The sequence below is a fragment of the Paenibacillus sp. ISL-20 genome (genome assembly GCF_018613005.1).
In the GTDB taxonomy this organism is placed as follows: Bacteria; Bacillota; Bacilli; order Paenibacillales; family Paenibacillaceae; genus Paenibacillus_AQ.
This window is the reverse complement of sequence record NZ_JAGGRD010000023.1, coordinates 206,679-221,228: the sequence shown is the minus strand read 5'-3', so window position 1 is coordinate 221,228 and position 14,550 is coordinate 206,679. Positions and strand designations below refer to the sequence as shown.

At 50.6% G+C, this 14,550-nt stretch carries 18 protein-coding genes; 7 read left to right on the top strand and 11 right to left on the bottom strand.

The window, feature by feature from the left end; all coding sequences use genetic code 11:
• Window positions 1-2: 2 nt before the first annotated feature.
• Both J7E85_RS14445 and J7E85_RS14440 read left to right on the top strand, forming a co-directional pair.
• Complete coding sequence (locus tag J7E85_RS14445) at window positions 3-362, top strand: VOC family protein (RefSeq protein ID WP_215158837.1); 360 nt, start codon at window positions 3-5, stop codon at window positions 360-362.
• A 145-nt stretch (window positions 363-507) separates the two neighbouring features.
• Window positions 508-1,305 (top strand): TetR/AcrR family transcriptional regulator, encoded by a 798-nt coding sequence (locus J7E85_RS14440; RefSeq protein WP_215158835.1) that lies wholly within the window; start codon window positions 508-510, stop codon window positions 1,303-1,305.
• A 204-nt stretch (window positions 1,306-1,509) separates the two neighbouring features.
• Here the strand turns inward: J7E85_RS14440 and J7E85_RS14435 are convergent, their stop codons facing one another.
• The 3 genes from J7E85_RS14435 to J7E85_RS14425 all read right to left on the bottom strand — a co-directional run bounded on the left by J7E85_RS14435 (window position 1,510) and on the right by J7E85_RS14425 (window position 4,764).
• A complete protein-coding gene (locus tag J7E85_RS14435) occupies window positions 1,510-2,301 on the bottom strand; it encodes an ABC transporter permease (RefSeq protein WP_215158833.1) in 792 nt (263 codons plus the stop codon).
• Window positions 2,298-3,182, bottom strand: coding sequence for an ATP-binding cassette domain-containing protein (locus J7E85_RS14430; RefSeq protein ID WP_215158831.1), 885 nt, complete (start codon window positions 3,180-3,182; stop codon window positions 2,298-2,300). Before J7E85_RS14430 ends, J7E85_RS14435 begins: the two co-directional genes overlap by 4 nt.
• A gap of 232 nt (window positions 3,183-3,414) precedes the next feature.
• Entirely contained in the window at window positions 3,415-4,764 is a 1,350-nt protein-coding gene (locus J7E85_RS14425) for an alpha-L-fucosidase (RefSeq protein WP_215158829.1), read from the bottom strand.
• A 119-nt stretch (window positions 4,765-4,883) separates the two neighbouring features.
• Here J7E85_RS14425 and J7E85_RS14420 point away from each other — a divergent pair, with 119 nt between their 5' ends.
• Window positions 4,884-5,711: an AraC family transcriptional regulator gene (locus J7E85_RS14420; RefSeq protein WP_100538612.1), complete on the top strand. Its 828-nt coding sequence runs from the start codon at window positions 4,884-4,886 to the stop codon at window positions 5,709-5,711.
• 63 nt (window positions 5,712-5,774) lie between these two features.
• On the opposite strand, the gene J7E85_RS14415 is transcribed toward J7E85_RS14420, so the two are convergent.
• The 3 genes from J7E85_RS14415 to J7E85_RS14405 form a co-directional block, all read right to left on the bottom strand.
• Window positions 5,775-6,077 (bottom strand): putative quinol monooxygenase, encoded by a 303-nt coding sequence (locus tag J7E85_RS14415; protein WP_215158827.1) that lies wholly within the window; start codon window positions 6,075-6,077, stop codon window positions 5,775-5,777.
• Window positions 6,078-6,082: 5 nt separating this feature from the next.
• The gene (locus tag J7E85_RS14410) at window positions 6,083-7,075 is read right to left on the bottom strand and encodes a helix-turn-helix transcriptional regulator (RefSeq protein WP_215158826.1); all 993 of its coding nucleotides are present in this window, start codon (window positions 7,073-7,075) and stop codon (window positions 6,083-6,085) included.
• A gap of 64 nt (window positions 7,076-7,139) precedes the next feature.
• A complete protein-coding gene (locus J7E85_RS14405) occupies window positions 7,140-7,637 on the bottom strand; it encodes a DinB family protein (protein WP_215158824.1) in 498 nt (165 codons plus the stop codon).
• Between the two features lie 211 nt (window positions 7,638-7,848).
• On the opposite strand from J7E85_RS14405, the gene J7E85_RS34840 reads away from it, so the two are divergent.
• The 3 genes from J7E85_RS34840 (at window position 7,849) to J7E85_RS14395 (ending at window position 9,232) form a co-directional block, all read left to right on the top strand.
• Complete coding sequence (locus J7E85_RS34840) at window positions 7,849-8,235, top strand: phosphotransferase (protein ID WP_353049499.1); 387 nt, start codon at window positions 7,849-7,851, stop codon at window positions 8,233-8,235.
• A gap of 112 nt (window positions 8,236-8,347) precedes the next feature.
• Window positions 8,348-8,770, top strand: coding sequence for an aminoglycoside phosphotransferase family protein (locus tag J7E85_RS34835; RefSeq protein WP_353049498.1), 423 nt, complete (start codon window positions 8,348-8,350; stop codon window positions 8,768-8,770).
• 90 nt (window positions 8,771-8,860) lie between these two features.
• Window positions 8,861-9,232, top strand: coding sequence for a hypothetical protein (locus J7E85_RS14395; protein WP_215158822.1), 372 nt, complete (start codon window positions 8,861-8,863; stop codon window positions 9,230-9,232).
• 208 nt (window positions 9,233-9,440) lie between these two features.
• Here the strand turns inward: J7E85_RS14395 and J7E85_RS14390 are convergent, their stop codons facing one another.
• From J7E85_RS14390 to J7E85_RS14380, 3 genes are all read right to left on the bottom strand, one after another.
• A complete protein-coding gene (locus tag J7E85_RS14390) occupies window positions 9,441-10,580 on the bottom strand; it encodes a zinc-dependent alcohol dehydrogenase (RefSeq protein ID WP_215158820.1) in 1,140 nt (379 codons plus the stop codon).
• Window positions 10,581-10,890: 310 nt separating this feature from the next.
• On the bottom strand, window positions 10,891-11,217 hold the full coding sequence (locus J7E85_RS14385; RefSeq protein ID WP_215158818.1) for a hypothetical protein: 327 nt from the start codon (window positions 11,215-11,217) through the stop codon (window positions 10,891-10,893).
• 150 nt (window positions 11,218-11,367) lie between these two features.
• The gene (locus J7E85_RS14380) at window positions 11,368-12,729 is read right to left on the bottom strand and encodes a dipeptidase (RefSeq protein ID WP_215158816.1); all 1,362 of its coding nucleotides are present in this window, start codon (window positions 12,727-12,729) and stop codon (window positions 11,368-11,370) included.
• A gap of 174 nt (window positions 12,730-12,903) precedes the next feature.
• Between J7E85_RS14380 and J7E85_RS14375 the strand changes: the two genes are divergently transcribed.
• Window positions 12,904-13,137 (top strand): hypothetical protein, encoded by a 234-nt coding sequence (locus J7E85_RS14375; RefSeq protein WP_215158814.1) that lies wholly within the window; start codon window positions 12,904-12,906, stop codon window positions 13,135-13,137.
• Between the two features lie 92 nt (window positions 13,138-13,229).
• Here the strand turns inward: J7E85_RS14375 and J7E85_RS14370 are convergent, their stop codons facing one another.
• The gene (locus tag J7E85_RS14370) at window positions 13,230-14,126 is read right to left on the bottom strand and encodes a cupin domain-containing protein (protein ID WP_215158812.1); all 897 of its coding nucleotides are present in this window, start codon (window positions 14,124-14,126) and stop codon (window positions 13,230-13,232) included.
• Between the two features lie 259 nt (window positions 14,127-14,385).
• Window positions 14,386-14,544: a hypothetical protein gene (locus J7E85_RS34045; protein WP_251035715.1), complete on the bottom strand. Its 159-nt coding sequence runs from the start codon at window positions 14,542-14,544 to the stop codon at window positions 14,386-14,388.
• Window positions 14,545-14,550: the final 6 nt, after the last annotated feature.

Sequence of the window (14,550 nt, the reverse complement as noted above, 5' to 3'; positions counted from 1 at the left end):
AGTTGGGAGTTAAACGCATTGTCGCAAATGTCGCAACGAAAGATATCGCCGCAGCCAAGACGTTTTATCAAGATGTGCTGGGTCTGGATATGTTAATGGATCATGGGTGGATTGCCACTTACGGCTCGCAGGAGAGGATGAGCATACAGATCAGCTTTGCTTCCGAGGGAGGTGGCGGCACGCCCGTCCCGGATCTGTCGATCGAAGTGGATGATCTAGAGGCTGTACTGGAGGATATGAGGCGGGCAGGCTTTTCCATTGAATATGGACCCGTTGATGAGCCTTGGGGAGTAAGACGTTTTTTTGTCCGCGATCCGATCGGGAAGCTGGTCAACATTTTGATGCATCTGTCACATGATTGAGTGTACGTTGGTCAAGTCGGTATCCTCGCATTGATGCTTATATGCTGCCCAGTACATAAGGATGAGCATATATGATATACTGTTTATAATATAAACAATTATCAATTGACATCAGAAGCTTGGATGCAGAAAGGATACACAGATCATGCCAAACGATGAGAGTATGGATCCGGATATTGGATCCAAGCTGCCCGGAGGGGCGGCTCTGAGCTGGGGATTGGTAAAGCCGCCGCAGCGGGGACCGAAACGGGAGATGAGCCTGTCGCAGATTGTGCAGACAGCTATCGACATTGCTGATAAGGAAGGGCTGCCGGCGGTCTCCATGAATCGGATCGCATCCGCTTTGGGTTTTACTGCCATGTCCCTGTATCGGTATATTTCCAGCAAGGATGACCTGTTGCTCCTGATGCAGAACGCCGTGTGCGATATTCCTATCCCCTCTGAAGATTCTGCAGACTGGCGCGAGAATATGCGAATCTACGTCAAATCGACGATGCAGGTATTCCGGGACCACCCCTGGTTCGGTGACATACCGATTGCGGGTATCCCGATTACGCCGAACAACCTGCGATTTATCGACTGGGGTCTACGCTTCATGAAGGACATGCCGTTGAATGATTATGAGCGGATGTCTTTGATTCTCTTGTTAAGCAATTATTCAAGATCAAGCGGTATGATGCAGCGGGACATGGATCGCGCCCTGCAGGCAGGATCCACCCCGGAACAATTTAGCGGACTCGATTATACGGCCGCGCTGAAACAGCTTGTGAAGCCGGATCGGTTTCCGTTCCTGCATCCGGTTGTGATGTCGGGGGTCTATACGGAGGAGAATCAGGAAGAGAACCCTATCGGCAGCGACATTGATTTCGGGTTAGAACGCATTCTGGACGGCATTGACCACTATCTCCAGGCAAAGACACAGCCCGGACAGTCGGGCAAGTAATGTTATCGGTCAAAGTTACAGTAACAGTAACAGTAACAGTAACAGGTCGTGGTTGATAAGAGAGTGCAGTAAGAAAATGGCCGCAAGAGAGTGCAGTAAGAGAGTGCCGCAGCTGAGCAAAAAAACCGATCCTCGCATGAGGATCAGTTTTTTTTTGCTGATTGATTAAGCCTAAAGCGGGCGTTTTATCAACCATATGCATATTTAGCGTCGTCCGGCTTTTCTCTTAAACGTCCACATGCTCCATACCATGGACCCGACAAGGATGAACAGACACCATCCAATTGCCCAGCCGATGTGATCTTGGATAGAACCTCCCGTTAGCAACCCGCGAATGGACTCGATGACCGGCGTGATCGGTTGGTTGCTTGCGATCCCTTGCAGCCATGTCGGCATCGTCTCGGTAGGAACGAAGGCACTGGAGAGGTAGGGGAGGAAGAGCAAAGCGAACCCATAGCTGCTGGCCGCTGCCGGACTGCCTGCAACGAGGCCGATGGCGGCATAGAGCCAAGTGAAGGCAAAGATGAAGAGCGCGATCAAACCGATGGCGAGAATCCAATCCAGAAGTCCGGCCGAAGGCCTGAATCCAACGAGCAGAGCCACTGCGATGACAACACCTGTCGCCAGCATGTTTCGGGCAAGGCTGGCTACCACATGTCCTGTAATGACACTCATGCTTTGAATGGGCATGGTGCGGAAACGGTCAATGATGCCATTGGTCATATCCTGAGAGACATCTACGGCCGTGCTGGATGATCCGAAGCCAGCGCATAGCAGTATGATTCCCGGCACCACGTAGTCTACATACTGTCCGCCGGGATCGAGGGCGCCGCCAAATACATAGGTGAACAGAAGCATCAACATGATCGGCAGCATCATTGCCGTTATCATCGCCTCCGCGTTCCGGATGCTGTGACGTAAGCTGCGGCCGATAAAGACGCTCTGGGTGACCGCAAAGGACGTTGTTTTTGTGTTCGAAGTTATTCCTCTCATCATACGATTTCCTCCAATTTCTTGTCGGTTAGCGACAGGAATACATCATCCATATTTGGTCTATGAAGACTTACGCGCGTCTCATTCGGTAGCAGGCGAGTGAACTCTTGAAGCGTCTGCGCGACGTCCCCAATGCTGCCGCTTGTCGGAATCCTGTGAATCACCTCGTCGTGTTCGTCGCGGAGCTCCAGCACTTCTCCTCCGACCCGGGTCTTCAGCTCGGCCGGACTTCCCTCAGCAACGACTCGCCCGCCATCCAGGACCGCGATCCGATCCGCGAGTTGATCCGCTTCCTCCAGATACTGCGTGGTTAGCAGTATGGCAATGCCCTGGCTCTTCAACTGCAGAATGATATCCCACAGGGTACGGCGGCTGCGTGTATCCAGTCCCGTGGTCGGTTCATCCAGGAACAGCACGGGCCGCGGCACAACAAGACTGATCGCAAGATCAAGCCTTCTCTTCATCCCGCCCGAATACATCTTCACGCGCTTGGCTGCAGCAGCTGCGAGATCGAACTGTTCGAGCAGTTCGGCCGTTCGCAGGCGTGCTTCCGCTGCGGATAGACCGGACAGCCTGCAAATCATCCGCAGGTTCTCTTCCGCGGTCAATACTTCGTCGACGGCGGCAAATTGGCCAGTCAAACTGATGGACCTCTGGATATCCTGCTTGCTCTGGCTGAGATCATACCCGTTGATCCGCACACTGCCTGCATCGGGCGTCACCAAGGTTGATAGGATGTTGATGAGGGTTGTTTTGCCGGCCCCGTTGGGACCGAGGAGGGCGAACACGTTTCCTGCCGGCACGTTCAGGTTGATCCCGTCCAGGACGGTTTGATGTCCAAAGCTTTTGCGCAGTTGGCGAATCTCAACAGCATAGTTACTCATGTAAGGTTCATCTCCTTAGATATAATTGTATATATAATAAACAGTTTAATTGATAATTAGTATATAGTGTAAACAGTTAATATGCAATATGATTTTTTTAGGTTTGGATTTGCTTGATACAAAGGATCACGGTGGGTGTAAAGGGCACTAAAAAGAGCCTGACATGATGTATCAAAAACATCATGTCAGGCTCTTTTTATGAATTTAAGCCAAGGTATGGGCCAGCTTGTCGTTACGAACGATCCGATTCGTCATGAAGCTCCAATTCAATGACGGTATTGCGTTTGTCGGGGAGCGGATAGGTGAAGTGTTCAGGCCGCGCGAAATTAACGAATGCGTCTTCGACGAATTCGGCGGCGCTCCATGGGCGGCTGAGGAACAATTCGTATCCGTCTGCGAGCAGACGGGCCTTCTTCACCTTGTCGGCCATGCCGATGAGATTGATCGGTCCGATGGACTCCTCAAAGACGTGGGCGTACAGCGTATTGCCTTTTTGGGTGTACCGACCCCAATCCGGCTTGGGATACTCGGCGGCCGCGCAGCCATAGATACTGTCGCCGTTCTTGCTCATCCAGTCACCGATTTCCTCCAGCACGTCGAGGCTCTCCTTAGGAATGACGCCTCTCGCGTCAGGTCCGACATTCAGCAGCATGTTGCCGTTCTTGCTGACACATTCCACCAGTTTGCGGATGATCGTGGTTGCCGATTTGTAATTGCGGTCGGCTGCTGCATAACCCCAGTTGTTATTCAGCGTGATGCAGGCTTCCCATGGGATCGGGGCACCTGTTTGATCCACGACACCGTGCGGCGGAATGATCTGCTCAGGCGAAGCGAAATCTCCGCTGTAAACGGAAGGATCGGTAGTATAGATGCTGCCTCCGCTCTCGCCGCTGCCTTCAAGCCGGTTATCGATGAGAATGTGCGGCTGCAGCTCGCGGATCATCTTCATCAGCTCGGTGGCGCGCCATACTTCACCGCGCATGTTACCATAGGAGAAGTCAAACCACATAATATCAAGCTTGCCGTAGCCTGTTAGCAGCTCCCGAACCTGCCCGTGCATGTAATCCAGGTATCGGTCGAAGTTTTTCGGATCGCGCTTGAAGGCCTCGTTGGCGCGCATCGGGTGAATACGGTCTCCATAGGCCGGATAGTCCTCATGGTACCAGTCGATCAGCGAGAAGTAGAGGCCGACTTTAAGGCCTTCTTCACGGAAAGCTTCCAGAAACTCCTGCACGAGGTCCCGGCCGGCTTTGGTATTCGTTGATTTATATTCCGTCAGCTTGCTGTCGAACAAGCAGAATCCGTCATGGTGCTTGGCCGTCAGCACCGCATATTTCATGCCTGCTTTCTTGGCCGCTTTGGCCCACTCCCGAGGATTATAGTCAACGGGATCAAATTCATCGAAATAGGTCTGATAGTCTTCGATGCTCATCTGTTCCGTGCTTCGGAGCCATTCGCCTCTGGCCGGAATGGAGTAGAGCCCCCAGTGGATGAACATGCCGAAACGGTCGTTCTGGAACCATTGCACACGCTGGTTTCGATCGTGGATGACTTGATTGGTTGGAGTGGTAGTTGTTGTCATGGATTCAAACCTCCGATTCTTGGAATTGTCGAGTTTGATTTTAACAAGAATGTGTTAGTATGAATAGATAATTACTTAACTCTGACGGGTATTATAATAACTTTAGAGGATAATCGAAAATGAAGAATGAACGAAATGAACATGAAGCCATTCAGCAGATGCTCCTGAACATGCAGGTTCAGATCTGGGAGGCCGAAAGAACGCAGTGCTGGCCGGAGTGGAAGGAATTCGACTACACCGTGTCATACAACAAGCTCTATTTTATCCTGGATGGGGAAGGATGGGTGAAGATCGGTGATGAGGAGTTATATCCTGTCCCGGGGCAATTGGTTCTGATGCCGGCACGGACCAGGCAATCCTACTCTGTCATCAGCGGCCGCCCCTATCTTAAATACTGGTCGCACTTCTCGGCGACCGTAGGCGATTCCGATGTGTTTTCCTGGCTCAACGTTCCCTATTGCTATGATTTGTCGGGGAACGCAGAGATGCCGGCATTATTCCAGCAGCTGGTCGATGCGCATCGCTCCGATACCATCGCCGCGCGTTTGCGGGAAAAGTCGGTGATGCTGGACATCCTGTCCCGAGTGTTCGAACACCAGCACCCGCAGATTCATAAGGACAAAATGGAAGATATGGGCAGGCTCCACAAAGTACAGCAGTACATTAAGAATCATCTGCATGAGGAGATTACGCTGGAGCAGATGGCGGGGACACTGCATCTGCACCCGAATTATTTTATTAAGTACTTCAAACGGCATTTCGGCATCACGCCGCAGAAATATTTAAGCCTCAAACGGATGGAGCAGGCCAAACTCATGCTGAGAACGACCCCTCTGAGCATCAAAGAAATTGCGGACGCAACCGGCTTTGAATCGGCAAACTATTTCTCGAAAACGTTTCGTAAAGAGGTTGGTTACAGCCCCTCGGAATACCGGAACAATATATAGCAAAAAGAGGCTGTCCCTGAAATTCGATTCGGGGACAGCCTCTTTTCTTCAGATCAGGTATATCTAAAAACCTTTTCCTCCAAGCGGTTTAAGCTTGAGCGGCTCCGCCCCGGCGATCAGCGGCCGTCCGCGCTGGAGCAGCCCGGACGTATCGGCTCCCTGCAATGAAGCGGCATGCGCGTCTTGGCTGCTCCACAATTCCGTGACCCATACGGCATTTGGATCGCTGTCCGAAACGTTGACGATATAGAGTTCACAGTCTTTGTTATCGCTAAGCATCGCTGCTGCTTCGAGCAGGATCTCCGCAAGTTCATCCCGTTTGCCGGGATGGGCAATCAGCTTTCCGTACATCGCGAATTTCTCCATCGGGTTCATCCTTCCTTTTTGGTCATGTCGCTTAACATGCGTTCGTAATGGATCGCTATGCTTGTCGTGATCTCTGACAGTTTCAGAACGAGAGAAGCGGGCTCCAGAATGGTTAAAGATTTGCCATAAGGGAGAAGGAAATAGGGAACATAGGACGTCAGCGAAGACGTATCCAGTCGGAAATGTGCTTCTCCATCACGGCGCTTCACAAGAGTATGTCCAAATAACCAATGCTGGCTTAATTCATTCAGAACATGATCATGGCCTTGGATGACGACATGGACCAGCGGTTCATGGCTGCCTTGATCGGGCAGCAGACTGCCAAGCAGTACATCCTTGGCCGAAAAATCAGCGGGCCGTTCAAATACATGTTCTGTCAGCTCCAGCCCGATGATCCGATCCACGCGAAAATTACGAATCTCTTGACGCAGATGGCAGAAGCCGGCGGCGTACCATTGACCTTTCCAGTGGATGATGCCGTAGGGGTCGAAGTTTCGGGTAACGCTGGCGCCTTCCCTGCCCTTCGAATACGTCATTTTCAGGGTTTGCCCGTGCGCCGCGGCACTTTCAAGTGTCTGAAGCAGCGGCCGCAGTCCCTTATGGGCAGGAGGCTGCAAAACCGAGATGCCGCTGCTGTGCCGTTCGATCTGATGAAGCTGCTCCTCGTTTGTATAAAGCTTCAGCTTGTCGATCGCCCGCAGCAGTGCGTCCGTGAACGGATAGCCGCTTTCTTTGGCAAAGATCGAGGCATGCACCAATGCCTTCTGCTCTTCTGCATCAAACATCAGCGGGGATTCTGCAAACTGTCCAAGGATCCGAAAACCGCCGTTCGGCCCGGAATCGGCGATGATGGGCGCGCCGCTGGCGCATAACGAATCGATGCAGCGGTACACCGTTCGAACATGGATTTCCAGCTCATCGGCGATTTGCTGCGCGGTCATCTTCTTGCCCGAGCGGAGCATCCACAGGATCGACAGCATATTATCCGCTTTGGACATCTAGATGCGCTCCTTCCAGATGGGATGATCCCGAATGTTTGCTTTTAAGTAGATTGTATCTTTTCTACACGAGCGGGTCCATTCCCTTGTCGATCCAGGAATCGTAAGTCGGACCGTAGAGTTTGGGAAGCCGCAGGCCGGCTTGTCTCATCAGAACTGTCATCTGTCCGCGGTGATGGGCTTGATGAACCAGGGTAAAATGCAGGAATGCCGCATTTGCCCAAGGCTCTCCGTCGAAATCACGGGTGGCGCGAAGATCCTCCTCGCTCCACTGCGACTGCACCGCATCCAGAAAGGCATGCCGGATCCGGCGGTAGCTGTCCTGAATCTCGGCGGCGGAACCCGGGATTTCCTGCTCGCGAGATGGGGCCTCAAATTGCAAACCGAGCATGGTCATGTACTGAATCGACATCACCAAATGCCAAGCCAGCTGACCGAGCGTGCGATGCTGATCCGTCATGGCGGTTTTGAGCGAATCGTCGGTTAATGCGTCCATGACTTGTTCCGTAATACGTGCCTCTTTTAACCATTCTGTCGTAAAATCCTCTAAGCTCATGTTCATGTGTAACCCTCGCTTTGGTTTAGGATGTGTGCTGCAAAACGAGTATATAACAACATTCCTGACAGTTACGGTCAGTGATTATGGGCGCAACGAATTTATTTATTCCAGTGTTTAGCCAGAGATTGATCTGCATGGTCTAATGAACCCTCTTCATTTATAATGTATGAGATTTAAAGATCGTGCAGGTTATCGAATATAGGGGGTGTACAGCATGCAGGACGCGATTCGCGAAATCCCAGGGGCTCATAAGTGGATTACCGTTCAAGCGGTTGACAAGGGGTGGTCAGCAGATCGTAAATTTTATGTTCAGGATACGGAAGGCCAAGAGTGGCTTCTCCGATTATCCGACATCTCTCAATATGAGCGAAAGCGGTGGGAGTTTGAAACTTTAAAAAAGCTTGATTCTATCGAAATGCGTACGTCTCGCCCGATTGATTTTGGCGTATGCCATGATGGCAGGCAAGTATTTTCCCTGTTTACATGGGTTCCGGGAGAAGATGCAAGGGATGCGATTCCATTGCTGGATTATGAGGAGCAGTACCGGCTTGGCGTTCAGGGCAGGCCAATATTTGAGCGAAATGCATCGCATTCCGGCTGAAAGCGGCTTTGACACATGGGCGGATTATTATAATTCCAAAATGGATAGGTACATCAAAAATTATAAGAACTGTGACATCTAGCTCGGAGGTGCTGAGAACATCATTCGTTTTATGGAGGAGCATCGGTATTTGCTTGATGAGCGGCCCCGTGCTTTTCAGCATGGGGATTATCATGTCGGCAATATGGTGGTTACTCCTGAAGGTGAGCTGGGCATCATCGATTTCAACCGGGCGGATTATGGTGACCCTTGGGAGGAGTTTAACCGGATTACGTGGGATGCAGCGATTAGCCCGTGGTTCGCTTCCGGTCGTATTCACGGATATTTTCAAGGACGTGAGGTACCGGATTCATTTTTCAGATTAATGGCACTTTATATCGCGAGCAATCAGATTTCCTCAATTCATTGGACGATTCCATTCGGAGAGCAGGAAGTGGAGGTTATGGTGAATCAGGCTCAAGAGGTGCTGAACTGGTATGAGGGGTTCCAGACGCATATGCCCAACTGGTATAAACCGATGCCGAGGTCGTCTTAAACCAACGCTGCAAGGATAGCAATCCAGAAGAATTTTTCGGTGATGCTGCATGATACAATGACATCAAATCCCAAAAGGAGGTTTGTACTCATGTCATCAGCGGATATTCAGTTTGTCGGTGGAAACAATATTGCCCTTAAAATTCCGAAGTACAAGTATGAGGAAACTGTGCATTTTTACAAAGAGGTTTTGCGGCTGCCTTATTTGGGCTTCAGGGATGGTTCACACCTCTTTCAGCACGGCCCGAACAATTTATGGCTGGATTGCATGACTCACTATGCTCAGCAGGATGTCTGGTTAGAGGTCACTACGGATCATCCCGAGACGGCCGCTTCATATTTGAGAGAACATCAGGTGGATCGCAGGGATGAGGTGGAGGTTTACGAGAACTCGCGAGGCTATTGGATATCCGATCCGTGCGGAACGATCATCCGGGTGAATGCAACAAAAGCAATTAAATAGGCGTTCGACTCGGCGTATGTGTTTGCCGTCGACGACACGCATCCTTAAGACGTGAGGTCATGTCCCAAACGTCCAACACTCATCCGGCAAAATTTATGCTCACGCACTAAGCTCCATCAAAACAGGACATAAAAAACCAAGCACTTCCTATCCAAGCCAGATTATGACAGGGGAATGCTTGGTAAATTCTTTTCGCTGCGAAATTACGCTACGGCTTCAGAACCACTTTGGTGCAGTCTTCTTCATGATCGCTAAATATCCGATAGGCATCGCTTGCTTGTTCGAGTGGAAGCCGGTGGGATACAATTTCGGTTGGATCGAATTCCCCGGCGGTGATCTTCTTGAATAGCTCCGGCATATAATGGATGACAGGGGCTTGTCCCATGGTAAGTGTAATGTTTCGTTCAAAAATATGGCCCAGCGGGAACATGTTGTACAATGAACCGTACACGCCGGTCAGCTGAACGGTGCCGAATTTGCGAACGGCATCGAAGGCAATATCCATTGCGCTTAACGTTCCGCCTTGGAGCTTCAGCTTTTGACCAATGGTTTCCATGGTTGACTTCTTCCCGTCCATGCCAACGCAGTCGATCACAATATCCGTGCCGCCCTTAGTGATCTCGCGGATGTACGAGCCCATATCATCATAGTCTTCAAAATTGTAGATCTCAACGTTGTTCATTCGCTTTGCTTTTTGCAGCCGGTAAGGAAGGCGGTCCACGGCGATTACCCGTTTAGCGCCCTTCATCCAGGCGAATTTTTGGGTCATCATACCGACCGGTCCACAGCCGAGCACCGTGACGGTATCGCCCGGCTTCACGCCGGCATTCTCCACGCTCCAATAGGCAGTAGGCAGAACATCGGACAAGAAGAGAAGCGCCTCATCCTCCAATTCGCATGACTCTGGGATGACAAAAGGCATAAAATTCCCGTACGGCACGCGCAGATATTCAGCCTGCCCTCCAGGATAGTTACCATAGCGTTCGGTGTAACCCAGGTATCCACCGGTATGGACATCCGGGTTACCATTGGAATTGTCGCATTGACTCTCCATATCATGATTGCAATAGTAGCAGTGGCCGCAAGAAACATTGAACGGAAGAACGACGCGGTCGCCTTTTTTTACGCGGGTTACGTTATCACCGATCTCTTCTACGATCCCCATGGGCTCATGGCCGATCACGAAATCTTTAGTCGTGGGCATAGTCCCGAGGTATATATGAAGATCGGAACCGCAAATGGCTGTAGAGGTGATGCGGACGATAATATCATCCTGGGTCTGAATGGACGGATCCTCCACGTCTTTGACCTGAATGTCTTTTGCACCTTGAAATGTGACTGCTCTCATACGTTCCCTCCTCATGCGATGTACATATGTTCTCTTTTCAATACCCGATATGCACTTTTATTAACATCCCCATCGCTATTTATGCATATGCGCTGCTACGCGCAAAAACATAGTTTGTTTGAAGAACGGTCAATGCTGAACAGAGTAAAGTCACGGTGTTAACCGAGCCCGATGGCAAGCGTGTTAAATGTATACTTTCGGGCTTACCGGACATAGGACGGTGATAACTGCTGGTTCGATAAGTGGATACTTCCGGATTCTAACGGACACAGGATCCGTTATTTGATCCGATAAGAGCTAAACTGGGATTCTAGCGGACATGAGGTACGTTATTTGCATAAAAAGTCTGTTTTTTCGCGGCGAAAGGTTGAATAACGGACTTGGTGTCCGTTAGGATAAGAAAATCGTCTGAATTGTGCAAATAGCGGATCTGTGGTCCGTTAGATGCGGCTTGTTGTGATAGTGTGGCTTGTTGGTGATAGCAGCGGCTTGTTGGTGATGAAATTACCTGTTTGGGGATAGCAGCCAGTAATAAGTTTTTGTAGGACACACCCCATGGCCGATTTTCTTCGGTAAACCGAAGCCGCAGTCCGATGGTCGGTATGTGGATGGCATAAGGGACTTTTCTTAAAAACAAAGAACGCGTATTGGCAGGGATTCGGTTTTCCCGCCGTACGCGTTCTTTTTTAGGATCTTTACGATTACTCTTTGGGCTTTCCTTCCCGCGTGAAGGTTGCGGTATCCAGGTGATGTTGGCGTCTACTCTTTGGCCGTTGGCGCCAAAAGTTTACACGAGCTTTAGATATTCAACGATCGTCAGCAAGCCTTTATCGAAATTCTCCAAATTCAAATGCTCGTTCGGAGCATGCAGATTCTCGTCCGGCAAGCCAAAGCCCATCATGACGGCAGGAGCATCAAGCGTGCTGGACAACTTCTCCACGATCGGGATGGACCCGCCATCCTTCGTAAAGAGAGCACGCGTGCCATAGACATGCTCGAACGCGTCTGCGGCTTTTTGCAGCATTGGATGGGACGGATCGATGTTGAAGGCGAATGCCTTTTCCTTCGGTTTAAACGTAATCTTCGAACCGACCGGAGTGTGGGCATGCAAGTGTGCTTCAATCGCGTCGAGGACCGCTTGCGGATCCTGGTCCGCTACCAAGCGGCACGTTATTTTGGCATGGGCTTCCTTCGGAATGACCGTTTTGCTGCCTTCACCCTGGAATCCGCCGTATACGCCGTTCAGCTCAAGCGTCGGACGTGCTCCTACGCGTTCAACGAAGGAGAATCCTTCCTCACCGTACAGGGAATCGAGGCCGAGATCCTGCTTAAGCTTATCCTCGTCGAATTCCTGCTTGGCAAATTCCTCGCGCATTTCAGGAGACAGCTCGAGTACGCCGTCATAGAAGCCTTTTACGGCGACACGGCCTTGCTCGTCATGAAGCGAAGAGAGCAGGGAGACGAGGGCATGCAAGGCGTTAGGTACGCCGCCGCCATATGTACCGGAATGAAGATCGGTATTGGCTGTTTCCAGAGACAACTCCAGGGAGCACAATCCGCGAAGGCCTGTGGAAATGGCCGGTTTGCCAGGTGCGAGCAGGGACGTATCCGAGATCACGATGGCGTCCGCAGCCAGCTTGTCCTTGTTATTATCAAGATAGAGCGGGAGGTTCGGGCTGGACACCTCTTCTTCGCCTTCAATGCAGAATTTGATGTTGACCGGAAGCTCTTTCTCTTGCTTCAAAATGGCTTCAACGGCTTTGACATGCAGGAAAAGCTGGCCTTTGTCGTCCGTTGCTCCGCGTGCATACAATTTGCCGTTACGGATAGCCGGTTCAAAGGGCGGCGTTTCCCACAGATGAAGCGGGTCTACAGGCTGTACGTCATAGTGACCGTAGACGAGCACGGTTGGTTTGCCTTCGGCATGCAAATAGTCTGCCGTAATAATAGGGTGTCCTGCCGTTTGATGAACTTCCACATGCTCAAGGCCTGCCTCCGTCAGCTTGCCTGCTAGCCACTTGGCAGCTTTTGCCACATCGCCTTTGTGCTCGGACAAGGCCGAAATGCTCGGAATGGACAACCATTCCTTCAACTCATTCAGATGGGTTTCGCGGTGTTCAGCGAAATACGCTTTATAATCAACGCTCATGATATAGGGATCCTCCTTCAATATACATTGGCATTCGATAGATGCCGTACCTTACTATTCTAACCGTTTTTCGAAGAATACGAAATATAGCGGGATTAATCTTGAAACTCTCATGCCCAGAAGCCGGAAGAATTGACGGAGATCCGTGAATCGTTTCATCAGTCGCCACGTTATATGGATAAAACGATTGTTTTCGGACACACTTCTACGTTTCGTTTGGGTGTACCGCCAGAGGAGCTCTGGTATGGCGACGGTAAGCTGGGAATCGATACAGGCGCAGGACACGGATATTATTTAAGTCTGGTTAATCTGACCTCGGGTATACAGTGGTCCATATCGGTTACACGGCCTGAGAACATTACGTGCCGGAAGATGAAAATAACGGGAGCATCAGGTCTTCCTAAATAATATAATTCCATATAAAAAAGAAATACGCAGCATCGCTGGCGAATCGTGATGCTGCGTATTTCTATGGAGGAACTCTATCACCAGAGGGTTGATCAGAATTGATCCCAGCCATTTCCAATCAGCTGGCGCTGTAAGAATGGCAGCTGCCGCTGCTGTTGGATGAATTGCTGACGCTGTTGTTCTTGTAACTGCCGTTGAGAATGGAATTGCTCTTGTGATGGAGTTGGTGTTCGCTGCGGTTCAGCAGCATATGCTCCATGCTGCGGTTGATCCTGAGCTTGAAACTGCTGGAACATCACTTGCTGTTCCTGTTGCTGCTGTTGGTATTGCTGTTGCTGCTGCTGAAGAAGCTCATAGTCTCGACGATTACCAGATGTTTCTTGATGATAATAGTGCTGATTATGATGTGACGAATGCTGAGGATGTTTCATCTGCCCTTGCACTTGCCCTTGCTGCGAGCAGTTGTTGGGCGGGCCGATGATAACCGTATCGGTAATCGGAGCCAGGGTATCCTTGACTTTGGCTTCATCCAGGCAGTAGGTGTGAGCGAACACGCTGGCCGGCGTCAATCTCAAAAGATCCGAGCCTCCAATAAACTCAGGCACCGGTGCGTCAAAGATCGCGATCAGGTGGGTGTTGTCAACCGTCGCCATTTCATAATGCCACCAGCCTTGGGGCACGAGTACAACCTGACCGGGCGTTAACGTGAAGTTTAGCAGCTCCTTCGTAAATGGATTGACGATAGAGACGATGACTGCACCAGAAATGACATACACCAATTCCGATGCATTTTGATGGATATGTGGCTCTATCACGTTTCCGGTGCTGAGGTATATATCCAGCAGGGAAGCGTTGCCGAGCGTGTTCAATTCTTTTATGGAGAGAGAATTAATATAATTTCGGCTATCTTTTTTGAAAAACGGACTATTGCTCATATCATAAGTATACCGAACGGATGGTGAGGTGAAATCCATATAAGAGACTGCCACTGTGATTCCTGCCCTTCATATTGTAATAGGCGTTGACCCATAAAATAAGTTATTCCCATGGGCAAACATGCGTGAGCCCAATTTCGGAACCAGCAGCATGCAAGCCACCCATTGGCAGGGTGGCTTGGGCAAAATTTCATATGATGGAGCGGGTAAGAGGTCAAGCCGATTTTGGAACCCATGTCTTTTGACCGGCCGAGAAGCTGACCAGTCCTGCAGCCAGGCCGAGCGCGAGCACGAATCCACCGAGCCATGGATGCTATTGAAGCGTGAATGTCGTATTGACCATGAAGCCTCCTGCACCCGCGCCTGCGGCTAACCCGAGGTGCACAATGGAGGTGTTTAAGCTGAGAATCAGATTGGAGGAGCCCGGTGCCTTCTGTATAAAATAACTTTGGACCGTATGGTAACGATGCATATCATG